Source organism: Allosphingosinicella sp., from assembly GCF_059502505.1.
The window spans coordinates 638533-664101 of the sequence record NZ_JCACEU010000016.1; the positions used below are offsets into that span (position 1 = coordinate 638533).

The 25569-nt window shown below is 66.5% G+C and carries 24 protein-coding genes and 1 tRNA gene; 18 read left to right on the forward strand and 7 right to left on the reverse strand.

Annotation, left to right across the window (positions count from 1 at the left end):
* Positions 1–155: 155 nt before the first annotated feature.
* From AC5JBD_RS11340 to AC5JBD_RS11355, 4 genes are read left to right on the forward strand one after another with little or no spacing between them, the layout of a single operon-like run.
* The gene (locus AC5JBD_RS11340; protein WP_495721901.1) at positions 156–806 is read left to right on the forward strand and encodes a protein-L-isoaspartate O-methyltransferase family protein; all 651 of its coding nucleotides are present in this window, start codon (positions 156–158) and stop codon (positions 804–806) included.
* The gene (locus AC5JBD_RS11345) at positions 806–2272 is read left to right on the forward strand and encodes a TolC family outer membrane protein (protein WP_495721902.1); all 1467 of its coding nucleotides are present in this window, start codon (positions 806–808) and stop codon (positions 2270–2272) included. Before AC5JBD_RS11340 ends, AC5JBD_RS11345 begins: the two co-directional genes overlap by 1 nt.
* Positions 2273–2316: 44 nt before the next feature.
* A complete protein-coding gene (locus tag AC5JBD_RS11350) occupies positions 2317–2757 on the forward strand; it encodes a DUF2497 domain-containing protein (RefSeq protein WP_495721903.1) in 441 nt (146 codons plus the stop codon).
* Between the two features lie 48 nt (positions 2758–2805).
* Positions 2806–5514 carry a valine--tRNA ligase gene (locus AC5JBD_RS11355; RefSeq protein ID WP_495721904.1) on the forward strand — a complete coding sequence of 903 codons (2709 nt, stop codon included), beginning with the start codon at positions 2806–2808 and terminating at the stop codon, positions 5512–5514.
* A 98-nt stretch (positions 5515–5612) separates the two neighbouring features.
* On the opposite strand, the gene AC5JBD_RS11360 is transcribed toward AC5JBD_RS11355, so the two are convergent.
* A complete protein-coding gene (locus AC5JBD_RS11360) occupies positions 5613–6509 on the reverse strand; it encodes a diacylglycerol/lipid kinase family protein (RefSeq protein WP_495721905.1) in 897 nt (298 codons plus the stop codon).
* An 87-nt stretch (positions 6510–6596) separates the two neighbouring features.
* On the opposite strand from AC5JBD_RS11360, the gene hemB reads away from it, so the two are divergent.
* Genes hemB through AC5JBD_RS11385 form a run of 5 tightly spaced genes read left to right on the forward strand, consistent with a single transcriptional unit; the run spans position 6597 to position 12355 of the window.
* Positions 6597–7592, forward strand: a complete 996-nt coding sequence (hemB, locus tag AC5JBD_RS11365; protein ID WP_495721906.1) for a porphobilinogen synthase — start codon at positions 6597–6599, stop codon at positions 7590–7592.
* Positions 7592–9034 (forward strand): pyridoxal phosphate-dependent decarboxylase family protein, encoded by a 1443-nt coding sequence (locus AC5JBD_RS11370; protein WP_495721907.1) that lies wholly within the window; start codon positions 7592–7594, stop codon positions 9032–9034. The genes hemB and AC5JBD_RS11370 overlap by 1 nt, the downstream gene beginning before the upstream one ends.
* Before the next feature lie 56 nt (positions 9035–9090).
* The gene (locus AC5JBD_RS11375; protein ID WP_495721908.1) at positions 9091–11286 is read left to right on the forward strand and encodes a fused MFS/spermidine synthase; all 2196 of its coding nucleotides are present in this window, start codon (positions 9091–9093) and stop codon (positions 11284–11286) included.
* Positions 11286–11822: a GNAT family N-acetyltransferase gene (locus tag AC5JBD_RS11380; protein WP_495721909.1), complete on the forward strand. Its 537-nt coding sequence runs from the start codon at positions 11286–11288 to the stop codon at positions 11820–11822. The genes AC5JBD_RS11375 and AC5JBD_RS11380 overlap by 1 nt, the downstream gene beginning before the upstream one ends.
* Positions 11810–12355: a gamma carbonic anhydrase family protein gene (locus AC5JBD_RS11385; RefSeq protein ID WP_495721910.1), complete on the forward strand. Its 546-nt coding sequence runs from the start codon at positions 11810–11812 to the stop codon at positions 12353–12355. The genes AC5JBD_RS11380 and AC5JBD_RS11385 overlap by 13 nt, the downstream gene beginning before the upstream one ends.
* On the opposite strand, the gene AC5JBD_RS11390 is transcribed toward AC5JBD_RS11385, so the two are convergent.
* On the reverse strand, positions 12342–12899 hold the full coding sequence (locus tag AC5JBD_RS11390) for a hypothetical protein (RefSeq protein ID WP_495721911.1): 558 nt from the start codon (positions 12897–12899) through the stop codon (positions 12342–12344). The two genes, AC5JBD_RS11385 and AC5JBD_RS11390, sit on opposite strands and share 14 nt — an antisense overlap.
* A 116-nt stretch (positions 12900–13015) precedes the next feature.
* On the opposite strand from AC5JBD_RS11390, the gene AC5JBD_RS11395 reads away from it, so the two are divergent.
* The 4 genes from AC5JBD_RS11395 to pgl all read left to right on the forward strand — a co-directional run bounded on the left by AC5JBD_RS11395 (position 13016) and on the right by pgl (position 14818).
* Positions 13016–13092 (forward strand) — tRNA-Arg (locus AC5JBD_RS11395).
* Positions 13093–13161: 69 nt separating this feature from the next.
* Positions 13162–13347, forward strand: a complete 186-nt coding sequence (locus AC5JBD_RS11400) for a hypothetical protein (protein ID WP_495721912.1) — start codon at positions 13162–13164, stop codon at positions 13345–13347.
* Positions 13347–14051 carry a dienelactone hydrolase family protein gene (locus AC5JBD_RS11405; protein ID WP_495721913.1) on the forward strand — a complete coding sequence of 235 codons (705 nt, stop codon included), beginning with the start codon at positions 13347–13349 and terminating at the stop codon, positions 14049–14051. Before AC5JBD_RS11400 ends, AC5JBD_RS11405 begins: the two co-directional genes overlap by 1 nt.
* Before the next feature lie 53 nt (positions 14052–14104).
* Entirely contained in the window at positions 14105–14818 is a 714-nt protein-coding gene (pgl, locus tag AC5JBD_RS11410; RefSeq protein ID WP_495721914.1) for a 6-phosphogluconolactonase, read from the forward strand.
* A gap of 3 nt (positions 14819–14821) precedes the next feature.
* Here pgl and AC5JBD_RS11415 read toward each other — a convergent pair whose 3' ends face one another.
* From AC5JBD_RS11415 to AC5JBD_RS11425, 3 genes are read right to left on the reverse strand one after another with little or no spacing between them, the layout of a single operon-like run.
* Entirely contained in the window at positions 14822–16075 is a 1254-nt protein-coding gene (locus AC5JBD_RS11415; RefSeq protein ID WP_495721915.1) for an N-succinylarginine dihydrolase, read from the reverse strand.
* A complete protein-coding gene (locus AC5JBD_RS11420; RefSeq protein WP_495721916.1) occupies positions 16075–17097 on the reverse strand; it encodes an arginine N-succinyltransferase in 1023 nt (340 codons plus the stop codon). The genes AC5JBD_RS11415 and AC5JBD_RS11420 overlap by 1 nt, the downstream gene beginning before the upstream one ends.
* Complete coding sequence (locus tag AC5JBD_RS11425; RefSeq protein ID WP_495721917.1) at positions 17094–18305, reverse strand: hydrolase; 1212 nt, start codon at positions 18303–18305, stop codon at positions 17094–17096. Before AC5JBD_RS11425 ends, AC5JBD_RS11420 begins: the two co-directional genes overlap by 4 nt.
* A gap of 464 nt (positions 18306–18769) precedes the next feature.
* Between AC5JBD_RS11425 and AC5JBD_RS11430 the strand changes: the two genes are divergently transcribed.
* The gene (locus AC5JBD_RS11430) at positions 18770–19456 is read left to right on the forward strand and encodes a metallophosphatase domain-containing protein (protein WP_495721918.1); all 687 of its coding nucleotides are present in this window, start codon (positions 18770–18772) and stop codon (positions 19454–19456) included.
* A gap of 147 nt (positions 19457–19603) precedes the next feature.
* Here AC5JBD_RS11430 and AC5JBD_RS11435 read toward each other — a convergent pair whose 3' ends face one another.
* Together AC5JBD_RS11435 and AC5JBD_RS11440 are read right to left on the reverse strand one after the other, a co-directional pair.
* Positions 19604–20080 carry an RNA pyrophosphohydrolase gene (locus tag AC5JBD_RS11435; RefSeq protein ID WP_495721919.1) on the reverse strand — a complete coding sequence of 159 codons (477 nt, stop codon included), beginning with the start codon at positions 20078–20080 and terminating at the stop codon, positions 19604–19606.
* On the reverse strand, positions 20077–21027 hold the full coding sequence (locus tag AC5JBD_RS11440; protein ID WP_495721920.1) for an alpha/beta hydrolase: 951 nt from the start codon (positions 21025–21027) through the stop codon (positions 20077–20079). Before AC5JBD_RS11440 ends, AC5JBD_RS11435 begins: the two co-directional genes overlap by 4 nt.
* 55 nt (positions 21028–21082) lie before the next feature.
* On the opposite strand from AC5JBD_RS11440, the gene AC5JBD_RS11445 reads away from it, so the two are divergent.
* The 4 genes from AC5JBD_RS11445 (at position 21083) to AC5JBD_RS11460 (ending at position 25517) form a co-directional block, all read left to right on the forward strand.
* Positions 21083–22069: a histone deacetylase family protein gene (locus AC5JBD_RS11445; protein ID WP_495721921.1), complete on the forward strand. Its 987-nt coding sequence runs from the start codon at positions 21083–21085 to the stop codon at positions 22067–22069.
* Positions 22069–23949, forward strand: a complete 1881-nt coding sequence (locus AC5JBD_RS11450) for a 2-oxoacid:acceptor oxidoreductase subunit alpha (RefSeq protein ID WP_495721922.1) — start codon at positions 22069–22071, stop codon at positions 23947–23949. Before AC5JBD_RS11445 ends, AC5JBD_RS11450 begins: the two co-directional genes overlap by 1 nt.
* Positions 23950–24033: 84 nt before the next feature.
* Positions 24034–25056 carry a 2-oxoacid:ferredoxin oxidoreductase subunit beta gene (locus AC5JBD_RS11455; RefSeq protein ID WP_495721923.1) on the forward strand — a complete coding sequence of 341 codons (1023 nt, stop codon included), beginning with the start codon at positions 24034–24036 and terminating at the stop codon, positions 25054–25056.
* Entirely contained in the window at positions 25053–25517 is a 465-nt protein-coding gene (locus tag AC5JBD_RS11460; RefSeq protein WP_495721924.1) for a hypothetical protein, read from the forward strand. The genes AC5JBD_RS11455 and AC5JBD_RS11460 overlap by 4 nt, the downstream gene beginning before the upstream one ends.
* Positions 25518–25569 lie beyond the last annotated feature (52 nt).

Below are 25569 nucleotides of genomic sequence, written 5' to 3' on the forward strand. Positions count from 1 at the left end.
GCGATTGACGGTGGCATGGCTTTTGCTGCCACGCTGTTGCGCTCGGGCGGGCGTCCGCCGCATCTCCGCTTGGCGAGGTGGAATCCAGCCGATAGGAAGGCGAAGGCAGTTAGTGTATTGCATCAATAATACAGCCGTGCGATGAAGGCGGAGCGATGACCGAGCAGAATTACGAGCATATGCGCCGTGCGATGGTCGCGAGCAGTCTCCGGACGACGGGGGTCAGCGATCCGCGCGTGCTCGCCGCGATCGGCGCCGTGCCGCGCGAGCGCTTCGTGCCGGACGCGTGTCTCGCCATCGCCTATGCCGACACGATGGTGCCGCTGGGCAAGGGGCGCGAACTCAATTCTCCGCTCGCGCTCGGGCGCATGCTCACCGAGGCGCGTCCGCAGCCTTCGGAAAAGGCGCTCGTGATCGGTGCCGCCACCGGCTACGCCGCTGCCGTGGTGGAGCGGCTTGCGGGATCGGTCGTGGCGGTCGAGGAAGATGCCGAGCTTGCCGCCCTCGCACGGACGAATCTTGCCGGCACCTCGGTCGAGCTGGTTGAAGGACCACTGGGCCAAGGACACGCTGACGGCGCGCCCTATGATTTCATCCTGATCGACGGCGCGGTCGAGTTCGTGCCGGACGCCATCGTCTCGCAGCTTGTCGACGGCGGCAGGCTGGCGACCGCGATCCTGGATAATGGCGTCACCCGGATTGCGGTGGGAAGGCGGGCGGGCGAGGGGTTCGGCGTCGCGCCGATCACCGATTCGGCCTCCACCATCCTGCCGGGCTTCAATCGGCCGCGGGCCTTCACATTCTAATGAGCGGAGTAAGCGTGATGCGGGGTGGGTTAATGGCTGCGGCGGCGCTCGGCGCGCTCCTCGTCGCGAGCGGAGCAAGTGCGGATACGCTGCAGGAATCGCTGATCCAAACCTATAACAGCAACCCGACTATCACGGGTCAGCGCGCGCAGCTCCGCACCCTCGACGAGGGCGTCGCGGTCGCTCGGGCGCTGGGACGACCGCAAGTGTCGGGAACGGCGGGCTTCAACCAGGATCTCACTCGCACCGGCGGCGGCAACGGCCGCAACATCAATGCCGGCGTTGACGTCTCCTATCCACTCTTCAACGGCGGCCGCGTTCGCAACTCGATCCGGGCCGCCGACGAGCGGGTGCTGGCCGGCCGCGCCAACCTGCGCGCGACCGAGGGGGACATCTTCACCGAGGCGGTCGGTGCCTACATGGACGTGATCCGCGATAGCTCGATCGTCGCGCTCAACCGGAACCAGGTGCGCGTGCTGGAAACAAATCTCCAGGCGAGCCGGGACCGCTTCGAGGTCGGCGACCTCACCCGCACCGATGTCGCGCAATCGGAGGCGCGGCTCGCATTGGCCCAGAGCAATCTGGAGCTTGCCGAGGGCCGGCTCACCTCAAGCGAGGAGAATTACCGGCGGGTGATCGGCGATCTGCCCGACAACCTCCAGCCGCCGCCGCCGCTGCCCACCCTGCCCGGCACGCCCGAGCAGGCGGTCGAGATCGCGCTTGCGAACAATGCCGATCTGGTCGCGATCGCGGCCCAGATCCGCGCCGCAGGGCTCGACGTCTCGATTGCGCGCGCTGATCGGCTGCCGAGCGTGGACGCGATCGGGTCCGGGCGTGCAACCAACTTCCTCGGCACCGCCGACGAGCAGTTCGCGGAAGGGGCCTCGAACACCCAGACCAATACCGGCATCGGGGTGCAGGCGCGGATTCCGATCTATCAGGGCGGTCTCATCGGCGCTCGGGTTCGCCAGGCGCAGGCGTTCCAAGGCCAGTTGCTGGAGCAGGGCGTGGCGCTGGAGCGCTCGATCGTCGCCCAGACGCGCGCCGCCTTTGCGACCTATCAGGCTGCGGAGGAGGCGATCGAATCGAACCAGACCGCCGTCGCCGCCAATACGCTGGCGCTGGAGGGCGTGCGCGCCGAGCAGACGGTCGGCACCCGTAACGTGCTCGACGTCCTCAATGCCGAGCAGGAGCTGCTGAACAGCCAGGTCCAGCTCGTGACAGCACGGCGCGATGCCTATGTGGCCGGCTTCGCCCTGCTGAACGCCATGGGCATGGCCGAGGTCGAGGATCTGAACCTCGATGGGCCGGTGCTCTACGATCCAGTCGTGAACTACAACCGCGTCTCCAGGCGCGCCTCCGACTGGGCTGATGATCCCGCGCCGCAGCCTGTGGCGACCCGCACGGTGGTGGTCGGGCCGCCCGACGAACCGCAAATCACCCCCGTGACACAGCCGGACCAATAGGCAATAACCATAATCCTATGGGGGACATGAACCAGGATCCGTCGATGGAAGAGATTCTCGCTTCCATCAAGCGCGTCATCTCCGACGACAGCCGCCCGAGCCCCGGCCCGCGCTCGCGCGGCGGTGCGGGCAAGGCACCGGCGGAGCCCGAATCGGCATCGCCCGCCGGGCTGCAGCCGTTGTCGCCTCCACCCGATCCGGAAGAGGATGTGCTGGAGCTCAGCAATCCGCTGCCGGCGGAGGACGGCCTGATTTCGCAGAACGTCACCGCCGCCACTCGCAGCTCGCTGGCGACCCTGGCGGCGATGCGGCAGCAGAACCCGAAGCATTTCGAGCCGCAGATGGTTGGCGACGGCCCCCTCGAAGCAGTGGTGCGCGAGATGCTGCGGCCGATGCTGAAGGACTGGCTCGACACGCGCCTCCCCGAGATGGTCGAGGACATGGTCGCCCGCGAGATCGCACGGATCACTGGCAAGAGCCTCTGATTCGAAACGGCTTGGCCGCTGCGGAGCGCTTCGTCTAAGCGCCCGCTCATGACCGAATTGCCGAAGACGTTCGACCCCGCCGCGATCGAGGCGCGCTGGTACCAGCATTGGGAAGAGAAAGGGCTGTTCCGCCCCGACCGGCCCGACGCCGAGCCCTGGACGATCGTCAACCCGCCGCCCAACGTCACGGGCTCGCTCCATATCGGCCACGCCCTCGACAATACGCTGCAGGACATCCTTACGCGGCACGCGCGGCTGCAGGGCAAGGATGCCTTGTGGGTGGTCGGCATGGACCATGCCGGCATCGCCACCCAGATGGTGGTCGAACGCAACCTCGAGAAGGAGGGAGTGAAGCGCGCCGATCTCGGCCGAGAGGAGTTCGTGCGCCGTGTGTGGCAGTGGAAGGAGGAGAGCGGCGGCCAGATCACCGGCCAGCTCCGCCGCCTCGGCTGCTCGATGGACTGGGCGAACGAGCGCTTCACGATGGACGAGGGCTTCACTCGCGCCGTCCTCAAGGTGTTCGTGCAGCTATATCGCGACGGACTGCTCTATCGCGACAAGCGCTTGGTCAACTGGGACCCGAAATTCGGCACTGCCATCTCCGACCTCGAGGTCGAGACCCGCGAGGTGCAGGGCAAGTTCTGGCACCTGCGCTACCCGCTGGAGGACGGTTCCGGCTTCATCCAGGTGGCGACCACACGGCCCGAGACGATGCTGGCAGACATGGCCGTCGCCGTTCATCCGGAGGATGAGCGCTATCGTGCTTTGGTTGGCAAGAAGTTCCGCCTGCCGATCACCGGGCGGCTGATCCCGATCATCACCGACGAGCATGCCGATCCGGAGCTCGGCTCCGGCGCGGTCAAGATCACGCCGGGTCACGACTTCAATGACTTCGAGGTGGGCCGCCGCGCCGGCATGAAGGCGGGCGAGATGCTCAACATGTTCGATGCACAGGCGCGTGTGATCCAGTGCGGCGGCATTCCGGATGAGCTGATCGGCCTCGACCGCTTCGACGCACGCAAGCATGTGGTCGAGCTGCTGGAGGAGGGGGGCTTCCTCGAACGTGTCGAGGACCGTGTCATCCAGCTCCCTTATGGCGACCGCTCCGGTGTGGTGATCGAGCCGTGGCTCACCGATCAATGGTATGTGGACGCGGCGACGCTGGCGAAGCCTGCGATCGAGGCGGTGCGCTCCGGCAAGATCAAGGTCGTGCCCAAGACCTGGGAGAAGACCTGGTTCAACTGGCTTGAGAACATCCAGCCCTGGTGCGTCTCGCGCCAGCTCTGGTGGGGCCACCAGATCCCGGCCTGGTATGACGAGTCCGGCAATGTCTTCGTCGCCGAGAACGAGGAGCAGGCGCAGCGCGAGGCCGGCAATCGCCCGCTGCGCCGCGATTCCGACGTGCTCGATACCTGGTTCTCCTCAGCTCTCTGGCCATTCGCCACGCTCGGCTGGCCCGAGGAGACGCCGAAGCTCGCGCGCCATTATCCCAACGATGTCCTCATCTCCGGCTTCGACATCATCTTCTTCTGGGATGCGCGCATGGCGATGCAGGGCATCCACTTCATGGGCGAGGTGCCCTGGAAGACGCTCTACCTCCACGGCCTCGTCCGCGACGCCAAGGGGCAGAAGATGTCCAAGTCCAAGGGAAACACGGTCGATCCCCTCGGCCTCGTCGATCGCTACGGCGCCGACGCGCTGCGCTTCACGCTCGCCGCAATGGAGAGCCAGGGCCGCGACATCAAACTGGATGAGAAGCGCGTCGAGGGCTACCGCAACTTTGCGACTAAGCTGTGGAACGCCGCCCGCTTCTGCCAGGCGAACGGCATCGGCGCCTCAGCGGCGATCGAGCCGCCCAGGGCCGAACTCCCCGTCAACCGCTGGATCATCGGCGAGACGGTGAAGACGGTGCAGGCGCTCGATCTCGCCATGGCGGAGCTGCGCTTCGACGAGAGTGCCAACACCATCTACCATTTCGTCTGGGCCACCTTCTGCGACTGGTATCTGGAGCTGATCAAGCCGGTGCTTCAGGCGGAGGAAAGCGCCGTCGAAACGCGGGAGGTCGCCGCCTGGGTGCTCGACCAGATCCTGGTCATGCTCCACCCGTTCATGCCCTTCATCACCGAAGAGCTCTGGAACGCGATGGGCGAGCGGCCCTACGAGCTGATCCTCGCCAAATGGCCGATGCCCGACGCGCGAGCGCTGGACCCTGGGGCAATGGCGGAGATCAATTGGGTAATCGATCTAGTGAGTCAAATAAGGGCGGGCAGGGTGGAATTGTCCATCCCTCCGGGCCGTATTCTCCCAACAGTGATAAACGTGGAGACCATTTCCCATACGGCTAGGGATTACGGCCGCAGAAATCAGAGCGCGATTGAGAGACTGGCTCGAGTGAAATTCACTTCCGCAAAGTCATTCCCGGATCAAGGGCCCGTCAACATCTTCGACTTTCCGCTCGTTGATCATCAGCAGGCCGTAAGTGCGGAAATCCGAGCCGGGTCTATGGCGATATCCGTGACTGGGCTCGAGGCTTACGCACCGCTCGAAGGGGTGATTGACATCGCCGCCGAGAAGGCGCGGCTCGAAAAGGCCATGCAGGCAGCGGAGAAGGAGCGGGGCTCGTTGGCGCAACGCCTCGGCAACCCGAGCTTCGTCGAGCGTGCCAAGCCGGAGGCAGTTGAGAAGGCTCGGTCCGATCACGCGGAAAAGGCGGCGGAGGCTGAGCGGCTGAAAGCGGCGCTGGCGCGGCTCGGCTAAACATTTCGTTCGTCCGAGCGAAGTCGAGGGGGATGGCACGCACTCCTCGCGGAAGCCCCTCGACTACGCTCGGGACGAGCGGCGTGTGAGAGCGACACTCACCACTCAGCATCCTTCGGAACGACCACCTCGATCGCCTTGTGGGCGACCTCGACGATCGCGGGCGTGCTCGCCAGCACTTCGCCGTCGATAGAGATCTTCTGGCGGGGTTTGGTGTCGATGCGCAGGCGCTCGCCGTGAAACTCCTCGACCGCGGCGTCGCGGGCGGGGAGCTTCCAATATTTGGCGAACCAGTCCCACATCAAACGAGCTTTGCTGCGGCCGGTGACCGCCTGGATGATGATCTCGCCGTTGTCGACTTCAGCATGCTCGGCAAGCTCGACGCCGCCATGATAGCGGCCGTTGAAGATGCGCACCTCCGTCGCCCAGATCGTCTTCTTTTCATTGCTGTCGTCCACTGACAGCTTGAACGGGCGGAAGCGGATCAGGCACCAGATCGCCCAGATTAGGTAGCCGAACACGCCCATGTAGCGCTTGAGGTTATGCGGCACCGTCTCGCCGATCATTGGCGACAGCCCCATCGCGGCCGCATTGGCGAAATAGTCGCCGTCGATCATGCCCAGGTCGATCCGCCGCCTCTTGCCGGTTGCGATCGTCCGGATCGCGCCGTCGAGGTCGAGCGGGATGCCGAGCGTCCGCGCGAAGCTGTTGGCGGTGCCGAGCGGGAGTAAGGCGAATACGCAGTCACGGTCCACGACGTCGTCCACGGTGCAGGAGAGCGAGCCGTCGCCGCCGCCGACAATCACCATCGGCGCGCCGCTGGCGACCGCCTTTCGCATCGTGTCGATCAGGTTGCGGGGGTCCTTCACCGGATGCGTCTCGAGCAGCCGCACGCCGGCAGCTTCCAGCTTCTCCTTGGCTTGCTGGAACAGGTCCCGGCCTCTGCGGGAATGCGCGTTGACCACAAGGATGGCTTCGCGCGGAACGGGTCGCATGGCGTGCACGTGGGGGAGAACACGCGCCGCCGCAAGAATGTCCATCCGCCTTGTGCGCCGGCTCCGCGCCCGGCTACAGCCCTTGCGATGACGGACTGTTCCTTTCCCGCCGCGCGGTTGCGCCGCACCCGCGCCGGCAGCTGGTGTCGAGAGCTGGTGGCCGAGACGAGCTTGGCGCCGAGCGACCTCATCTGGCCTTTGTTCATTACCGAGGGGCAGGATGTCGAGGAGCCGATCGCGACGCTCCCGGGCGTCTCGCGCTGGTCGGTCGACCGACTGGTCGATCAGGCGCGGGAGGCGCGCGCACTCGGCATCCCGTGCATCGCCTTGTTCCCGAACACGCCGCCCGAGCTTCGCAGCGAGGATGCCTCGGAGGCGCTCAACCCGGACAATCTCATCTGCCGCGCCATCCGCGCGATCAAGGATGCAGTGCCGGAGGTCGGCATCCTGACCGACGTCGCGCTCGATCCCTACACGGCCGACGGCCATGACGGCATCACCGACGAGGCGGGCTACGTCCTCAACGACGAGACCAGCAAGATCCTGGTCGAGCAGGCGCTCGTCCAGGCGAGCGCCGGTGCTGACATCGTCGCGCCTTCCGACATGATGGACGGCCGCGTCGGCGCGATCCGCGAGGCGCTGGAGGGGGAGGGCCACTGCAACGTGCAGATCATGGCCTATGCCGCCAAATATGCGAGCGCCTTCTACGGGCCCTTCCGCGACGCCGTCGGCTCGCGGGGCCTGCTGAAGGGCGACAAGAAGAGCTACCAGATGGACCCGCGCAACAGCACCGAAGCGCTGCGCGAAGTGGCGCTCGATATCGCCGAGGGCGCCGATCATGTGATGGTGAAGCCGGGCCTACCCTATCTCGACATTGTTCGCCGGGTGAAGGAGCGGTTCGAGGTGCCGGTCTTCGCCTATCAGGTGAGCGGCGAATATGCGATGATAGAGGCTGCGGCCGCGGCGGGGGCAGGGGACCGCGACGCGCTCGTGCTGGAGACCTTGACCGCCTTCAAGCGCGCCGGCTGCTCGGGCGTCCTCACCTATCATGCGCCGCTTGCCGCAAGGCTGCTCGCGCGCTGATGCTCGACACGCTCCGATCGGAGATAAGGGCGCTCGAACAGGCGATGCGGCCGCTGGAGCCCGACGCGGAGGAGCGGGCGCGGCTGGGCACGATGGCGCTGCATCATGCCCTGGCCTATCTAGACGCCGTTCCCGAGGCGCCGGCGAACAATCCCTGGTCGGACGTCTTCGCCCGCCGCCTGGAGCCTGAGTTCGCAGAGGCTGGGCGCGACCCTGCCGACATCCTTAACTATCTTGGCCTCTGCATCGAGCGGCCGGGTTTCGCCACCACCTCCGGGCGCTTCATGGCCTACATACCGGGGGGAGGGCTGTTCCACTCCGCGCTCGGTGATCTGCTCGCGGCGACCTCGAACAAATATGCCGGCTTCGCTTCAGCGAGCCCCGGTGCCGTGCGGCTGGAGAATGCGACCACCGCCTGGCTCGCCCAAGCGATCGGCTATCCGGAGGGCGCCGCCGGCACGCTCACCTCAGGCGGCAGCCTCGCCACCCTCGCCGCAGTCGTGGCCGCCCGCGAGGCTCGCGATGCGGACGGAGGCGGCGCCGTCTATCTGAGCCGCTTCGCACATCATTGCGTCGACAAGGCGCTGCACATCGCCGGCCGCCGCAACGCGCCGCGCAGGCTGATCGGGACCGATGATCGTCATCGTATGCGCATCGACGCACTCGCAGAGGCGCTGGAGCGGGATCTCGCCGCCGGCATAAGGCCGTGGCTGGTCGTCGCCTCGGCAGGAACTGTGGACACGGGTGCGGTCGATCCGCTGGCCGACATCGCCGAACTCTGCGCCCGCCACGGCGTCTGGTTTCATGTCGACGGCGCCTATGGCGGCCTCTTCGCTCTCTGCGACGAGGGATGGGCCATCCTCACCGGCATCGATCGCGCCGACAGCGTCGTCCTCGACCCGCACAAGACCTTGTTCCTGCCCTACGGCACCGGCGCCGTGCTGGTGCGCGAGGGTCGCCACCTGCTCGACGCGTTCAGCGCCAGCGCCGACTATATCCGCCCCCTCGGCGAAGCGGAGGTTGGGCCTTCCCCCGCTGACCTTTCCCCTGAGCTCACGCGCCATTTCCGGGCGCTCCGCCTGTGGCTGCCGCTGCAGATCGCCGGCGTCGCCGCCTTTCGCGCGGCCCAGTCCGAGAAGCTCCGCCTCGCCCGCTATTTTCACGCCCGGCTCGCCGAGCTGCCGGGCTTCGAGGTCGGCCACCCGCCGGACCTGTCGGTGGTCGCCTTCCGCTATCGGCCGGCGGCGGGAGACATTGACGATTATAACGAGCGGCTGATCCGCCACATTCAGCAGGAGGGCCGGGTGATGCTGAGCGGCACCCGGATCGATGGGCGCTTCCATCTGCGCTGCGCGATCCTCTCGTTCCGCACTCACCTCGACGATGTCGACGAATGCGTCGACGCCTTGGCCCGCGCCGTCGCCGCGCTGGAGACGGTATGAGCGAGGAGGCAGGTTCGGCCGGGAGCCCAGCTCTTGCCGCGGCTCCCCCGCGTTACGTGAAGCCGCTCTTTCTCGCGACCATCGTCACGGGATCGTTCTTGCTTTTCCTGACCCAGCCGCTCGTCGCGCGCATGGCGCTGCCCCGCGTCGGCGGCGCGCCTGCGGTCTGGAACAGCGCCATGCTGGTCTACCAGGCGCTGCTCCTTGGCGGCTACGCCTACGCCCATTTTCTCGGCCAGCTGCGGCCGCGGCTGCAGGCGGGGCTCCATCTCGGCCTGTTCGCCCTTGCTGCCCTCTGGCTACCCATCGACCTGATCGACGCGGTTCCGCCCGGCGACCGCAGCACCGCCTTCTGGGTGCCTTGGTTCCTCGTCGCCTCGATCGGCCCACTCTTCTTCATCATCTCAGCCCAGGCGCCCTTGATGCAGCGCTGGTACGCGCTCGAGACCAGCCGCGGCGATCCCTATCCCCTCTATGCGGCGTCCAACCTCGGCAGCTTCGCGGGCCTCATCTCCTACCCGCTGATCGTCGAGCCGCTGCTGACGCTCGACCAGCAGAGCGGGCTCTGGACGGGCGGCTACGCCTTGCTCGTCGCTCTGGTGGTCGCCTGCGCTCTCACCATTCCGGCGCATGTGGTGGAGGAGAAGCCGCAGCGTCTGTCTCCCGCGCCGGGTGCGAAGCGCGTCCTGCACTGGATCGTCCTTGCCGCCGTGCCGTCGGGGCTGATGCTGTCGACGACGACGCATCTCACCACCGATATCGTCGCGATTCCTTTGCTCTGGGTGGTGCCGCTCGGCCTCTATCTGCTGAGCTTCGTCGTCGCCTTCGCCAGCCGCCGCGGCCCGACCGAGTTCATCACCCAATTGTCGCCGCTGATCATCCTGATTGCGGGCGGCCTTGCCTTCGCCGATGGCTCCACGCGCCCGATCTTCTCGGCCACGCTGGGACTCAGCCTGCTGTTCGTGATCGCCGTCACCCTGCACGGCGAGATGTATCGCCTCCGCCCCGAACCCGACCGGCTGACCGGCTTCTATCTCAGCATGTCGCTGGGCGGGGTGATCGGCGGCGCGCTCGTCGCGATTGCCGCGCCGCTCGTCTTCGACTGGGCCTATGAGCATCCGCTGCTGATCGTCGCCGCCGCCTTCCTGCTCCCGCTCGGCAACTATTTCGCCTTCGTCGAACGGATCTGGGAGCAGCGGAAGCTCCGCCATATCCTCACACTCGCCATCCCGACGATCGTCTTCCTCCTCTCTCTGGCCGGCGACCGGAAGTTCTGGCCGGACGTGCCGGGCTGGGCGAACGTCGCCGCGCCCGCTTTGATCGGCCTCATTGCGGTCTTCAGCATCGGCCGCCGAGGCGTCTATGCCGCCTGCCTGATCGCCTTGATGATGAGCTATGGCGGCTGGTCGACGCTGAAGCTCTCGTTGGAGGACGTCCGCACCCGCAGCTATTTCGGCATTTACACTGTCTCCACCCGCCCTGGCGGTTCGGCGCGCGTGCTCACCCACGGCACCACCGTGCACGGCGTCCAGAGCCTCAGGCCCGGCATGGAGACCCAGCCGACCAGCTATTATACGAGCATGTCCGGTGTCGGCTTAGCACTGGCCCACGCCCGGCCGCTCTATGGCCCCGCCGCGCGGATCGGCGTCATCGGCCTCGGCACCGGGACGCTCGCTTGCTATCGGCTGCCGGGCCAGAGCTGGACCTTTTTCGAGATCGATCCGGCGATCGTCCGCATCGCTCGCGATCCGACCCGTTTCACCTTCCTCTCCAAATGCGCCCCCGACGCCCGCATCCTCCTCGGCGACGCGAGGCTCACCATGGCCAAGCAGCCGCCGGCGAGCTTCGACATGGTCGCCGTCGACGCCTTCTCCTCGGACGCGGTGCCGATGCACCTGCTGACCCGGGAGGCGCTGGAGGTCTACGGGCGCGCGCTCCAGCCCAAGGGCGTGCTGCTGATGCACATCTCGAACCGCTATCTCGACCTGGAGCCGGTGCTCGCCGCCGGCGCACGCGCAGGAGGCTGGCATGCGCGTATCCTGCGCTACAGCCCTGAGCTGACCGAGCGCCTGGTCGAGGAATCGCACCCCTCCGTCTGGATCGCGATGTCGCGCGATCCGGCGACCCTCGGCCGCCTCGTCTCGCTTACCCACCCGGAGGGTTGGCAGCCGCTCGAGCATCGGCCCGGCTTCGCCGGGTGGAGCGACGACTATGCGAGTATCCTGCCGCTCCTGAAGAAGCTGACGAATTGATGCAGATCGAAACCGAGCGCCTCGTCCTGCGCGACTGGACCCCGGCCGACGTGGAGCCGTTCCTGCGCCTCAACACACCTGCGGTGATGCGCTGGCTGGGGGGCGTGAAGACCCCGGAGGCGATGGAGAAGGTGGTGACGGACCGCTTCATCGCCTGGCAGGAGAGCCGCGGCTTCACCTTCTGGGGGGTCGAGCGGAAGCAGGATCGCGACTTGCTCGGCTTTTGCGGCATCAAAATCGCCGACGACGCGGGTAGCCCGGTTCAGGGCGAATATGAGATCGGCTGGCGCCTCCGCGAGGACGTTTGGGGGCAGGGCTATGCCAGGGAAGCGGCTGCGGCCTCGCTCGACCATGCGTTCAACCGGCTCGGGGCGGAACGGGTCGTGGCGCTCACCGTCGAGGGCAACAGCCCAAGCTGGGGCCTGATGAAGCGGCTCGGCATGACCCGCCGCTCGGAACTGGATTATGAGGGGCCGGAATGGGCTGAGGGCCGGGTGATCGTCTACACGATCGGGAGAGACGAATGGCGCACCTGATAGAGTTCGGCGGCAGGTCCCCTCGAATCGATCCGGCCGCCTTCGTCGCGCCCGGCGCCCAGCTGATCGGCGACGTCGAGATCGGGCCCGAGGCGAGCATCTGGTACAACTGCGTCCTCCGCGGCGATGTGAACCGCATCCGGATCGGCGCGCGCACCAACATTCAGGACGGCAGCGTTCTACATGTCGATTCGCCGAAGCTCGGCTATCCCGCGGGACACCCGACGATTATCGGTGAGGAGGTGCTGATCGGTCATCTCGCGATGGTCCATGGCTGCATTCTCCACGACCGCGCCTTCGTCGGCTTGGGTTCGATCGTGATGGACGGCTGCGAGATCGAGAGCGATGCGATGCTTGCCGCCGGCGCGATGCTCACTCCGGGTAGGCGGATCCCGTCAGGTCAGCTCTGGGCGGGCCGGCCGGCCAAATATGTGCGGGACCTGAGCGAGAGCGACCTTCAGGGGATGCGCATGGGCGTGGCCAATTATGTCGAGCTTGCCCGGGCCCATGCCGCTGCGCTCAGGGGTTGCTGATCAGCCCCGTAATCCTGTCGAGCTCAGCCTGCTGCGTCTCGGCGAGGGCCCGGGCCTCCTCGACCGCCGCGAGCACTGCCTGATAATCCGCCTCGCTCACCGGCGCATCGCTCCGGCGGATGGCGAGCGCATCCAGTTCGGCGAGCGCATCGACGGTCCGCGCCCGCGCCGCCTCCAGGCGGGAGATTTCCTGCTGGGCGGCGACCCAGCTGTCGGTGCCGGCAGCGCCCGCCCCTTCGGCGGCGGCGCGCGCTGCAGGCAGCGAAGCGGCGAAATCGGCTTGCCCCGCCTGGGCCGCCGCCAGCAGCTCCGCCACGCGGGCGCCGAGCTGGGGATCGGCATTGATCGGTGGCGAGGCGGCAGGAGCGGCTTGCGGAGCGCCTGCATCGACGTCAGGGCAGCCGGCGGCGCCCGATCGGCAGGTCAGATTGCCTTCGACCGCCCGCGGCGCCAGCGAAGGGAATGGGCCCTGCGCCGCACATCCGCCGAGCAGCGGCAGGGCTACGAACGCAGCAGGAAAGGCGCGGAACCGGCGGGTTGGCATGGCCGATCCCTATGACGCCGCAGGAAGGGCGGCAACCGCGGATTTTTCCGGCTTCGGGCGCTGCGCTGCGGGGTTGCGCTCCCCTGACCTTACCCCTATGTGGCGCTCTCTTCCGCGCGCCCGTAGCTCAGCTGGATAGAGCACCAGACTACGAATCTGGGGGCCGGAGGTTCGAATCCTTCCGGGCGCGCCATTCTTCTCAACACTTGGAACACGCCTTCACCTGCGCTCGTTCGCCACGGCGATCGATGGGAGCAGATGCATGGCTGACGATGAAGAGCCGCTGAAGGCGGAAGCGCTTGCGCGCGGCAAATGGCGTTCTGACGGGGCAACGCTGAAGGAAGCCGATGCGCCCGGCCACACCCTGCCGGAAAGCGAAAGCGATGAGGCGGGAGGACAAGAGACAGGCTCCCGCTCCCCGCTCGACACCATCCGCCCGCCCGATTGATGGGTGATTCCCTTTTTTACAGCGATGGTGATCTCAGGCTTCACGGCATTCTTGAGCGGCCGCGGGAGGCGAACGGCCGGGCGATACTGGTCGTCCACGAGGCGCCCGGCCTCGGCGACAATGCGCGGCGCCGGACACGGATGCTGGCCGACGTCGGCTATGTCGCACTGGCGGCTGATCTCTATGGCGGCGGTCATACGTTCGAAGGCGAGGAGGCGGTGCGCCAGATGGATCGGCTGCGCGGTGAGCCCCCGGTCTTCCGAGAACGCGTGGCGGCCGGGGTCGCGGCGCTCGCCGGCATCGAGGGAGTGGATGCCCGAAGCATTGCCGCAATTGGCTACTGCTTCGGCGGCATGGCCGTGCTGGAACTCGCCCGCAGCGGAGCGGATCTGCGGGCGGTCGTGAGTTTTCACGGATTGCTCCGCACCCCTCTTCCCGCCCGAAAGAACGAGGTCAGGGCCAAGGTCCTCGCGTGCACCGGCGCGTTGGATCCGCTCGTGCCGCTGCAGGACGTCGCTGTCTTCCAGGAGGAGATGGATGCAGCCCAGGCGGACTGGCAGTTGATCGTCTATGGCCGGGCACTGCACAGCTTCACCAATCCCAACGTCGCCGGCGGCGCCGATCCGCGAATGGACTATGATCCGTCGGCGGACCGGCAGAGCTGGGCGGCGGCGCTCCGCTTCCTCGACGAGGCCTTCGCCTGACGGTTTGACCAAGCAGTCCGAGCGGCTATGGCGCTGCCGATAGGGAGAGCCTCATGGACGAAGTGGAATGGTGGGAGTTCGATACCCCCGCCGAAATGGCCGAGCAGGTGGCGGGCGATATCGCTTTCGTCATCGAGAGCGCCATCGAGGCCCATGGCTCGGCGCGGGTGGCGCTGCCCGGGGGCAACACGCCTGATCCGATCTACAAGGCTTTGCTGAAGGAGAAGGGGATCGCCTGGCCGAAGGTGACGATTGTCCCGAGCGACGACCGGCTGGTGCCGCCGACCGATCCGCTCAGCAACCAGGGCAAGCTCGCCGGCTTTTTCGCCGCCAAGGGTGCGACGATCGTGCCGCTGGCCGAGAACGGGAGCGCCGGTGATTATCGCGAGGCGGGGCGGGCCGCCGATGCGCGGCTCGCGGAGCTGCAATGGCCGCTGGACCTGATTTGCCTGGGCATGGCCGAGGACGGGCACACTGCCTCGATTTTCCCCGGACCCGATTTCGAAGCGGCCGTGGCTGGGCCCAAGAGCCGCCGCGCGATCGGCGTGCGGCCGGATCCGATGCCGGCCAATGCACCGGTCGAGCGGGTGACGCTGACTGCCGCCGCCATCGCCTCGGCGCGCACGGTGATGATCGTGATCAGCGGCGCGGAGAAACGGCGCGTGCTGGAGCAGGCGCTGAAGGAAGGGCCGCTTTCGAAGCTCCCGATCGGCCGCGTGATCGCCGATCTCGACGCCTCGATCGATATCTTCTGGAGCGCCGAATAGGGCCTAGACCAGCTCGCCGAGGTCGAGCCTGTCGAGCAGCAGCTCGCGCGCTTCCTCGACCTGCTCGCAGAGCTGCGAATCGAGGAGATCCTCCGGCGCGATCCGCTCCGGCCACTGCTCCGCGATAACCTCGGAGATGAGGTCGAGCTTTTCCTCGTCGGCGAGGAAGCGCGGATCGACCGCCGCGGGATCGGCGACGACGCGAAGCCGGAGGCAGGCGGGTCCGCCGCCATTGGCCATGGACTGGCGAACGTCGACCACGAACAGCTCCCGGATCGGGCCGTTGCCGGCGACCAGCGCTTCGAGATAGCGCCAGACGGAGGGCGTCTCGCGCGCCTCCTCGGGCAGGATCAGGCCCATGCCCCCTTCCGGCAGCGTGACGAGCTGCGCGTTGAAGAGGTAGCTCCTGACCGCATCCTCCAGGCTGACCGCGCTCGCCGGCACCTCGACGATCTCGACCTCCGGCACGAGCCGCCGCAGGGCCGTGTAGAGCTCGGCGCGGTCCGCGAACGCCTTCTCATGGGCGAAGAGCACATTCTCGTTAGCGACAGCTACCACGTCGTTGTGGAAGGCGCCGGCGGCGATCGCTTCCTCAGCCTGGGCGGCGAAGAGGATGCGGTCGGGATCGAGCTGATGGAAGCGGGCGACGGCGCGGCTGGCCTCGACATGCTGGCGGGCGGGGAAGGGGCCGCCACTCTTGCCGTAGACGAAGACCTCCACGCCCCGCGCGCCGTGCGAGGGCGCGATGCGCATGTGGTTGGCCGCGCCCTCGTCGCCGAAAGCCGGAGGCACGGGGCGATGGACGCGGAAATGATCGGCATTGCCGAAGGCGAGGCGAAGCTGGGTATGCGTGTCCGGCCATTCATGGCTGCGGTGCGGCATGGTGCGCAGGTTCGCCACAGTCAGGTGACAGCGGCCGTCGGCGCAGTCCGGCGCCGGCGAGACGGTGGCCGCGTTGGCCGCCCACATTGCCGAGGCCGAGAAAGCGGCAGGCCTCAACGTGTCCGGGACGTCGCTGACGGTGGTGCCGAGATCGCCCAGCCATTCGTGGTTCGGACGGGGAAGGGGGAGGAAGAAACCCTGCTGAAGTCCGAGAGCGATGTTGTGCCGCATCTTCTCGATGCCCTGCAGCGCCGCGTCGCGCGGATGCGAGATGTTGAGGGCGTTGGTGGCGGACGCGAGGTTGCCGAGGCTCAGCCCTGCATAATTATGCGTCGGACCAATGATTCCGTCGAAGTTGATTTCCTCGAGCTCCATTATCGGCCCATCGCCAGGAAGCGGTCGCCGGGGTTCAGTGCCATCGCCGCCGCGCTCTGCCGGTCCAGCGAGGCGGTGCCGTCGGGGTCGACCTGCAGATAGCCATAGGTCGCCGCGAAGCTTTTCAGCGTTCCTGCGGCGAGCATCGCATGCTGGCCCGAGTCCGTCTCGTCAGTCACCTCCGCCAGCACATATTCCCGCGCCTCCCTGATAGTCCGGATCTGGTCCGTGGCGGCGATCATGGTCGGCCCGCCGTCGAAGATGTCGACATAGCAATCGTAGTGGAAGCCTTCGCGCTCCAGCATCTTCATCGCGGCGCGGCCGGACGGGTGGGGCGAGCCCATCACATGGCGGGCGCTCTCCGGCAGCATCGCGGTGTAGATCGGGGTCTTGGGCATCAGGTCGGCGATGAACTGGGTGCCGTGCATGGCGTTGAATTCGTCGGCCTTCTGGAAGTCCATGCCGAAGAAGCGCCCGGCGATCGAGTCCCAGAAAGGCGAGCCGCCGGATTCGTCGATGACGCCGCGAAGCTCCGCCAGCACGCGCCGGCCGAAGCGCTGGCGGTGCTGCTTGATGAAGAGATAGCGGCTGCGGGCGAGCAGCAGGCCCAGACCGCCCGCGCGCTCGCCGGGGTGCAGGAACAGACCTCCCACTTCCGACGAACCCTCTAGGTCGGTCGTCAAAGTCAGCATTTCATTGCGGAACGTCTTGCCGAGCGCCTTCGACGTCTGGGTAAGCGTGCTGATCCGGTAGCTGTAGAAGGGGGCGTTGACGCCGACCATCCCGAAGATCTGGCAGGTGCCGCGGATCTGCCCGGTGTCGACATTCTCCAGCACCATCAGGAACAGTTCGTCGCTCGGCTCGCCGGCTTCGGCCTCGAACGCCTTTTCCGAGCGGATCAGCTTTTCGACCAGCGCGCCGCGATCGGGCGGCAGGTTGGTGAAGCCGCCGCCGGTCAGCTTGGCCATCTCGTAGACTGCCTCGAAGTCTTCGTTGCGGGCCGGGCGGACGCGGAAGTTCACAACGAGGTTCCCGAAGCAAGACGGAGGATGGTGAGGGCGGAGAGCTGGGCGCGTTCGGCGAGACTGTCGACGATCAGATATTCGTCGCTCGAATGGATGGCGCCGCCGCGGACGCCCATCGTGTCGACCACGGGCACGCCGCAGGCCGCGATGTTGTTGCCGTCGCAGACGCCGCCGCTTGGGCGCCACTCGATCGACTGTCCGAGGACGGCGCCGCAGCGCCGCACCAGTTCGAACAATTTCTGAGCTTCCGCATCGATCGGCTTGGGCGGGCGGGCGAAGCCGCCATGGACATGGATCCGCACGTCATGCTCCGCCGCGACCATGGCGACGGCGGCGTCGAGCTGTGCCTGGCCGCGCTGCTGGTCTTCCAGCGTCGCCGGCCGCATGTTGACGCGCAGCACGGCGCCGTCGGGCACAACATTGTTGGGGCTGCCGCCTTCGATCCGGGCAGGGTTGACCGAAAGCCGCGGGCCCTTGGCCTTGGCGAGCCTCAGCGTCAGGTCTGCCGCGGCGACGATCGCGTTGCGGCCGTCTTCAGGGTTCCGGCCGGCATGGGCGCTGCGCCCTTCGATGAATATCGAGAAATTACCGCTGCCGGGCCGTCCGCCTGCCAGCGTGCCGTCGGGCAGTGCGGCGGGTTCGTAAGTGAGGGCGGCGCGCTTGCCCCGCGCCGCTTCGGCGATCAGCGCGGCCGAGCCGGGCGAGCCGACCTCCTCGTCGCTGTTGATGACCACTTCGTAGCCGATCCGCGCCGCCGCCGGTGACGTTTCCACCGCCTTCAGCGCGGCGAGCATGACTGCGATGCCGCCCTTCATGTCTGCGACGCCGGGGCCGCCGAGGATGCCATCCTCTCGCCAGGCAAGCGTCTGAAACGGGTGGTCGGCGCCGTAGACCGTGTCCATGTGGCCGGTGAAAAGCATCTGCACCGGCGCTTCTGGACGGGCGCGCAGGTGCAGGTTCTGCCCGTGCCCGAGCGGCGTCAGCGACCCGTTCGCCTCCATCGCCTCGACCCCCGCCGGGTCGAGCAGCCTGAGATCCCCCGGCAGGGCGGCGAACGCGTCCGCATAGATGCGCGCCATCTCGGCAAGGCCGGAAAGGTTGCGCGAGCCGCTGTTGATGGCGGCCCAGGCCTGCACCTGATCCAGCATCGGCTCGTCCGCCGCGCGTTCCAGTACGGCCCGTTCCTCGGCAGTTACCCCCTGCATGAGAGGCGCCTTAGCCGACGATTCGCCCGAGCGCCACACGGGGTTCCGGAGCGTAAGTTGATGGCTAAACCTGACACACCTGACACATGCCAGGGCTTGCTGTCAGGACCTGTCCGGTTGGCACCAACTAGCCTGTGGAGATGCGGCGATCGAGGTTGGGCCGGAGTCATCCGGTGCACAGCAGCACAGGTCGCCTCCTGTAGGAAAGCCGCTCGGGGGTCGATGACCGCAATGGATTGAAGCGGATGTTCACCGTTTGATGAACAGGCTTTCGTGGCTAGGTTTTGCGGTGACCGTTTGCCAACAGTCTGTTCTCGCCCGATCGAGCCGGGTAGCGGACGTTCGGAGGTGGCTCACTACGATGTCCCGCTCGTCGGCGAGGTATCGTTGTCAACAAGGGTTTAGCTGCAGTCGGACGGGCTGGCGCTTACGGGACATACAAGATGCGATTTTTCGGTTGGAGTATGAGGTTCGCAGCAGCCCGACCGGAGCAGCATCTTCCGCATGCAAAAGAAACCCATGTAACGGTGATTAGCGACACTCACCTGATGCATGAAAGCCTCCGCCTTTCAGGAGGAGACCTGCTGATACATTGCGGAGATATGTTCGACCTATCTCGGCGAAAGCCATCCGAGCTCAGGAAGTTGGATAGCTGGTTCGGTAAACAACCCTTCGACAAGATTGTCTGCACAGGCGGAAACCACGATCACATATTGGAGCAGGCAAGAGCCAGAAATTCGCAGCCGTTTCGGAACGCTTGCTACCTCGAAGATGAAGCGCTGCAATATCGAGGGCTGACAATCTATGGAGCTCCCTGGCTGCCCGGCTTGCCCACTCACGCGTTCCACAAGGATCGAGTGGGGTTGGCGAATGCCTGGTCGCGCGTACCGGCGGGCATTGATATTCTGGTCACTCACTCACCGCCGAAGGGCATTCTCGATAAGTCGAGCCGAGGAGTTTCTTTTGGCTGCCCGGATTTGGCCAGGGAGTTGGAACGTATCTCGCCGAGGGTTCACTGCTTCGGCCACGTCCATGCGAGTGCCGGCCAGACCAAGCTTGGCGAGACGCTCTTCATCAATGCTTCGTCGGTCCAGAGCGGGGGCACCAGCATGCAGCGGCCAATCAGCTTTACCCTTTCTCCTCGATCATAGTGGACTAAGCAGTAGCTCGCTGTCGTGATCCCCTTTCGTCGGTGTCGACTTTCGGCCGGGATCCCCATTAGCCTCAACGTCTAGTATTGGCCCTTAGCGGCCCTCAGGCGAATGTCTGCAAGGGTCGAAAGCGGAGGTCCGGGTCAGCTAAAGCCAGTCCGAGAACGCCTCCAGCACGTCCTCGTAGAGCTTCTTCTTGAACGGCACGATCATCGCCGGGAGCTCCCGAGGGTCCGCCCATTTCCAGGCGCGGAACTCGGGATGCTCGGTCTCGATGTCGATGTCGGCGTCGGTGCCGGTGAAGCGGCAGAGGAACCAGCTCTGGCGCTGGCCCCGCCATTTGCCTTTCCAGAGCTTGCCGACGAGATCGTCGGGCAGATCGTAACGGAGCTCGACCGGGCAGCGGGCGATCACCTCGACATGCTGCTCGCGGATGCCGGTCTCCTCTTCCAGCTCGCGAAGGGCGCCCCTCAGGGGCTCTTCGCCTTCATCGAGGCCGCCCTGCGGCATCTGCCAGGCCTCAAGCGTGCTATCCAGGCGCTGGGCGACGAACACCTTGCCCTCGCGGTTGAGGAGCATCACGCCGGCGGCGGGGCGATAGGGGAGGGCGTCCTTTTCCGTCATGACGTCGGCTGATCCTCCAGCAGCAGCTTCAGCGCCTCTACGCAGCGGGCGATGTCCTGGTTGGAGGAGGGGATCGCCTTTCGCAGGTTGATGAAGCCGTGGATGTTGCCGCGCGCCTCGATGAAGATGGTGGGGACGCCGGCCTGGGTCGTGGCGGCGGCATAAGCGCGGCCCTGGTCGCGGATCGGATCGAGGCTGGCGGTGAGGACGAGGGTGGGGGGCAGGCCTTCCTGGCTCTTCAGCAGTGGCGAGTAGCGCCAGTCGTTGCGGTCCGGGCGGTAGCAATCGTCGAACCAGCGCATGCCTTCGTGGGTCAGCAGATAGCCTTCGCCGAAATCCTCGTAGGAGGGATAGCCTTTCGCCGGATCCGCCGCGGGGTAGATCGGCCATTGCGCGAGCACCGGAACAGCCGCCGGCTCGTCCCGCAGCGACAGGGATGCAACGATCGCGAAATTCCCGCCGGCGCTGTCGCCGGCGAGGACGAGCCCCGTCACCTGGCGGCCGAGCGCCTCCGGGCTGGAGGCCACCCAGCGCGCGGCGACGATCGCATCCTCGACGCCGGCGGGCCAGGGATGCTCCGGCGCGAGCCGGTAGTCAACCGCCACCACCGGCATGTCGAGCTGCCTCGCAATCTCGGCGCAGAAGGGCTCGTGGGTCTCGAGGTCACCGAGCACGAACCCGCCGCCGTGGAAAAAGACGAGCGCCGGGCCCGGCTCCCGGCTCGCCCGCGCATCGTAGAGGCGGAGGGGGATCGCGCCCCCCGGCCCATCGCAAACGAGGTCGCGGATCACTGCCAGCTCGCCCACCGGCGCGTCCGCCACGTGGCGCGACTTCTGCATCATGATCCGCGCCTCGGCGGGACCGACTTCATGGCTTTTCGGACCCGGGAGCTTGTTCAGATAATCGAGGAAGATACGGACGTCCGGTCGGACGAAGACTGAACTCACCTGGCTCTCCCGTGGCGCCATGGCGTCGGCCGCGGCGGCGCTCTAATTAGGGGCGGTGATCCCGGTCGTCCATCATTCCGACTATGTCGCGCCCGCCCGCGTCGGCAGCCGCTATCAGTGGAATAAGAACGGCCTCATCCGCGACGTTCTGCTGGCGAGCGGGCAGGCGATCGACTGGATCGAGCCGGAAGAGATGCCGCGCGCCTGGCTCGAGGCAGTGCACGATCCCGCCTATGTCACGGAGGTGGTCGAGGCGCGGGTGCCGCCGGCCAAGGAGCGGCGGATCGGCTTCGCGGTCGACGACTTCGTCGCGCGTCGCGCGGTGCGGGTGCCGGGCGGGACATATCGGGCCGCCTTGCTGGCGATGGAGCGGGGCTTCGCGGCGAACAGCGCGGGCGGCAGCCATCACGCGCTAGCCGATACCGGCGCCGGTTACTGCGTGTTCAACGATCTCGCCGTGGCCGCGGTCCGGCTGGTTGAGGAGGGGCGGGTCGAGCGGCTGCTCATCGTCGATTGCGACGTTCACCAGGGCGATGGCACCGCCGCCCTCACCGCCGGACGACCCGGTATCGCGACCTATTCCATCCATGCCGAGAAGAACTTCCCCGCCCGCAAGGCGCGCTCCACCCTGGATGTGCCGCTCGCCGACGGAACCGGCGACGAGGCCTATCTGGAGAGGCTGCAGGACACGCTCGTGCCGCTGGTCGACAGCTTCGGTCCCGAACTCATCCTCCTTCAGGCCGGCGTCGACCCCTATGCGGGCGACCGTCTGGGCCGGCTCGCCCTCACCCAGCAGGGGCTGGATGCGCGCGACCGCTTCGTCGCGGGGCTGGCGCGCGAGCGCGGCATTGGCCTCGCCAGCACGCCGGGCGGCGGCTATGGCTCCGACGGCATGGAGATCGCCCTCCGGCACGTGCGTTCCATCCTCACTTTGGCATCGGTGTCGGCCTCTGCCGGATTGCCCCGGAGGCCAGCAATTCCTACCTTGGGGAAGCCGGCTCCAGCGCCTAGAAGGGGCGCGAAACAGCAGGATAGTCATTAATGGCGACCGCCACACATCTGGTTACACCCGAAGAATCGGCCTCGCGCGCGCCGCTCGAGGCGGTCGTCGTCCGCTTCGCCGGCGATAGCGGCGACGGCATGCAGCTGACCGGCGGCCAGTTCACGCTTTCAACTGCGCTGGCCGGCAACGATCTCGCTACCTTCCCTGATTTCCCAGCGGAGATCCGGGCGCCGCAGGGCACGACCTTCGGCGTCTCCGCCTTCCAGATCAACTTCGGCTCCTCGGCGATCGAAACGGCGGGCGACGCGCCGGACGTGCTGATCGCGATGAACCCGGCGGCGCTCAGGACCAATGTCGAGGCGCTGAAGCCCGGCGGCCTGATCATCGCCGACACCGGCGAGTTCGGGGCCCGCAATCTCGCCAAGGCCGGCTATGAAGCCAATCCCCTGGAGAACGAGTCTCTCAGCCGCTGGCAGGTGATGCCGCTCAACATCAGCCAGCTGACGCTGGAATCGGTGAAGCCGTTCGGGCTCGGCAACAAGGAAGCTTTGCGCTGCAAGAATATGTGGACGCTGGGGCTGGCGCTCTGGATGTTCGACCGCGACCGCGCACCCATCGAGGACTGGCTCAAGACCAAGTTCGCCAAGGCGCCGGAGCTGGCCGAAGCCAATATCGCGGCGCTGAACGCCGGCCATGCCTATGGCGAAACGGCGGAGATCGGCGGGCAGATCCATCAGCATCATATCGAGCCGGCGCCGGCCGCGCCCGGCCTCTACCGCACCGTGACCGGCGCCGAGGCGATCTCGCTCGGCCTCGTCGCGGGAGCGCAACTGGCCGGCCTCAAGATGTTCTTCGGCGGCTATCCGATCACGCCGGCCTCCGCGATCCTCCACCATCTGTCGCGGCTCAAGGAATATGACGTCACCACCTTCCAGGCGGAGGACGAGATCGCCGCGATCGGCTCGGCGATCGGCGCGAGCTTCGCCGGGTCACTCGGCGTCACTTCCTCGTCCGGCCCGGGCATTGCGCTCAAGGCGGAGGCGATGGGGCTGGCGATTATGACCGAGCTGCCGCTCGTCATCGTCAACTCGCAGCGCGGCGGCCCGTCCACCGGCCTGCCGACCAAGACTGAGCAGTCGGACCTCTACCAGGCGGTCTACGGCCGCAACGGCGACGCGCCGATGCCGGTCATTGCTGCGCGGTCGCCTGCCGACGCCTTCGACTGCGCGATCGAGGCCTGCCGCATCGCCACCCAATATATGACGCCGGTCATGCTGCTGACCGACGGCTATATCGCCAATGCGGCGGAGCCGTGGAAGGTGCCCGACATGTCGGGCTATGCGCCGTTCCCGGTCCGCTTCCACGATCAGGCGCCGGCTGAAGGCGAGGCTGTAAACCCTTATGCGAGGGACGAAAAGCTCGCCCGCGTCTGGATCAAGCCGGGGACGCCGGGCCTCACGCACCGGATCGGCGGCATCGAGAAGAATGTCGGCACCGGCCATATCGACTATGCGCCTGCCAACCACCAGGCGATGACCGATATCCGCGCCGAGAAGGTGCGCGGCGTTCAGGACAGCATCCCGGAGCAGGAAGTGACGCTCGGCACCCACGGAGGCAGACTGGCCGTCGTCGGCTGGGGCTCGACCTTCGGCCCGATCCACCAGGCAGTCCGCCGCGCCCGCAACCGCGGCCTGGATGTCAGCCACATCCACCTCCGCCACATCTGGCCGATGCCCAGCAATCTGGGTGAGTTGCTGAGGGGTTACGAGCGCGTGATCGTGCCCGAGATGAACAACGGGCAGCTCAAGACCGTGCTGCGCGACCAGTATCTCGTCGACGCGCGGCCGGTGCTCAAAGTGTCCGGCCAGCCGTTCAAGATCGCGGAGATCGAGGCGGCGATTGAGGAGGCGCTGGGATGAACGCGCCTCGCATATTGCCGATGCTACTTCTCCTGATCGCCGTGCTGGCGGCCATCTTCTACCTCTGGGGCTGGATCTGAGCCGATGAATGAAATGACCAAGCTCACCGCGAAGGATTTCGCGACCGACCAGGAGGTGCGCTGGTGCCCCGGCTGCGGCGACTATGCCGTGCTGAAGGCCGTGCAGCGCACGATGCCCGAACTGGGGGTCCGCCCCGAGGACACGGTGTTCGTCTCCGGCATCGGCTGCTCGAGCCGCTTCCCCTACTACATGGAGACCTACGGCTTTCACACGATCCACGGCCGCGCACCGACCTTCGCGACCGGGATCAAGCTCGCCAATCCCGAGCTCAGCGTCTGGATCATCACCGGCGACGGAGACGCGCTGTCAATCGGCGGAAATCATACGATGCACGTGCTGCGCCGCAATCTCGACTGCCAGATCCTGCTTTTCAACAACGAGATCTATGGCCTTACGAAGGGCCAATATTCTCCCACCTCGCGGGTCGGCACGCGCTCGCCTTCGACACCGTTCGGGTCGGTCGACCGCCCGGCCAGCCCGTCGGCTTTCGCATTGGGCTCCGGCGCCCGCTTCGTCGCCCGCGGTATCGACGTGAACAAATATCTGCCGGACGTCCTCAAGGCCGCGCACCGTCACAAGGGCGCCGCGTTCATCGAGATCTTCCAGAATTGCATCGTCTATAATGACGATGTCTTCGCCCCCTTCACTGCAAAGGAGAATGCCGACAAGCAGCTCTGGCTGAAGGAAGGCGAGCCGATGCTGTTCGCGAACGGCACCAAGGGCCTGACGCTCGACCGGGAGTCGCTGAGCGTGAAGGTGGTGGACGTGATCGACGGCGACTGGCGCGCGGCCGACGTGATCGTCCACCACCCGGCCAACAAGATGATCGCCCACATGCTGATCGACATGCCGTTCGGCGCCTTCCCGATGGCGCTCGGCGTCATCTACGAGGACCCGGCGCCGACCTTTGAGAGCGCGGTCGTCGAGCAGAATGCGCAGGCCAGCGCCGGCAAGGTTCCGGACCTCCAGAAGCTGGTCGGCAAGGGCCAGAGCTGGCTGGTCGAGAAGGAACCGCACGCGATATGATGATCCTGATGGTGCTCGCTCCCACCGCCCAGACAGTGGGAGCTCCGGCACCTCAAAGCTGCTCGGCACTGTCTCTCAAGGCGATAGAGGTAGCGAGGAATCTCTATCGCGGGATCGGCGAAATGGCCGGTCTTTCCGAGGCGGGAAAGGAAGCGCTCGCCCGCATGGTAGAACAAGAGCGCTTGGACCTGTTCTGTGGGTCGACTCCCGTCGAGAGCGACCTTGCTCGGCAAAGGCTCCTCTCCGTGCTCGCTCAAAGCACGATCGATCAAGCCGCGCTCGCGGCAGCGCGAGGCGCGGAGCTGGATGCCCTTGCTCGTCGCGAAGAAGATGAGATCGACGGACTCATTGCGACTTTCAAGGATTTGTCCGCGGCAGATCGTGGCAAGCTGGCCGCGTGGTTCATTAACGATCTGAAGCGAAGCTGGGCCAAGGAAGAGCAAGCGCGTGCGGGCAAGTGAGCGCGGACCATCGTTCGGAGCTTGCCTCCGGCTTCATGCCCCATATCTAGCA

Coding starts and splice junctions, on each gene's coding strand:
- AC5JBD_RS11400 (WP_495721912.1), top strand. CDS start 13,162: ATGGCTGACGATGAAGAGCCGCTGAAGGCGGAAGCGCTTGCGCGCGGC.
- pgl (WP_495721914.1), top strand. CDS start 14,105: ATGGACGAAGTGGAATGGTGGGAGTTCGATACCCCCGCCGAAATGGCC.
- AC5JBD_RS11415 (WP_495721915.1), bottom strand. CDS start 16,075: ATGGAGCTCGAGGAAATCAACTTCGACGGAATCATTGGTCCGACGCAT.
- AC5JBD_RS11370 (WP_495721907.1), top strand. CDS start 7,592: ATGCTCGACACGCTCCGATCGGAGATAAGGGCGCTCGAACAGGCGATG.
- AC5JBD_RS11405 (WP_495721913.1), top strand. CDS start 13,347: ATGGGTGATTCCCTTTTTTACAGCGATGGTGATCTCAGGCTTCACGGC.
- AC5JBD_RS11390 (WP_495721911.1), bottom strand. CDS start 12,899: ATGCCAACCCGCCGGTTCCGCGCCTTTCCTGCTGCGTTCGTAGCCCTG.
- AC5JBD_RS11455 (WP_495721923.1), top strand. CDS start 24,034: ATGAATGAAATGACCAAGCTCACCGCGAAGGATTTCGCGACCGACCAG.
- AC5JBD_RS11350 (WP_495721903.1), top strand. CDS start 2,317: ATGGAAGAGATTCTCGCTTCCATCAAGCGCGTCATCTCCGACGACAGC.
- AC5JBD_RS11345 (WP_495721902.1), top strand. CDS start 806: ATGAGCGGAGTAAGCGTGATGCGGGGTGGGTTAATGGCTGCGGCGGCG.
- AC5JBD_RS11435 (WP_495721919.1), bottom strand. CDS start 20,080: ATGACGGAAAAGGACGCCCTCCCCTATCGCCCCGCCGCCGGCGTGATG.
- AC5JBD_RS11380 (WP_495721909.1), top strand. CDS start 11,286: ATGCAGATCGAAACCGAGCGCCTCGTCCTGCGCGACTGGACCCCGGCC.
- AC5JBD_RS11425 (WP_495721917.1), bottom strand. CDS start 18,305: ATGCAGGGGGTAACTGCCGAGGAACGGGCCGTACTGGAACGCGCGGCG.
- AC5JBD_RS11430 (WP_495721918.1), top strand. CDS start 18,770: ATGAGGTTCGCAGCAGCCCGACCGGAGCAGCATCTTCCGCATGCAAAA.
- hemB (WP_495721906.1), top strand. CDS start 6,597: ATGACGGACTGTTCCTTTCCCGCCGCGCGGTTGCGCCGCACCCGCGCC.
- AC5JBD_RS11385 (WP_495721910.1), top strand. CDS start 11,810: ATGGCGCACCTGATAGAGTTCGGCGGCAGGTCCCCTCGAATCGATCCG.
- AC5JBD_RS11460 (WP_495721924.1), top strand. CDS start 25,053: ATGATGATCCTGATGGTGCTCGCTCCCACCGCCCAGACAGTGGGAGCT.
- AC5JBD_RS11360 (WP_495721905.1), bottom strand. CDS start 6,509: ATGCGACCCGTTCCGCGCGAAGCCATCCTTGTGGTCAACGCGCATTCC.
- AC5JBD_RS11340 (WP_495721901.1), top strand. CDS start 156: ATGACCGAGCAGAATTACGAGCATATGCGCCGTGCGATGGTCGCGAGC.
- AC5JBD_RS11450 (WP_495721922.1), top strand. CDS start 22,069: ATGGCGACCGCCACACATCTGGTTACACCCGAAGAATCGGCCTCGCGC.
- AC5JBD_RS11355 (WP_495721904.1), top strand. CDS start 2,806: ATGACCGAATTGCCGAAGACGTTCGACCCCGCCGCGATCGAGGCGCGC.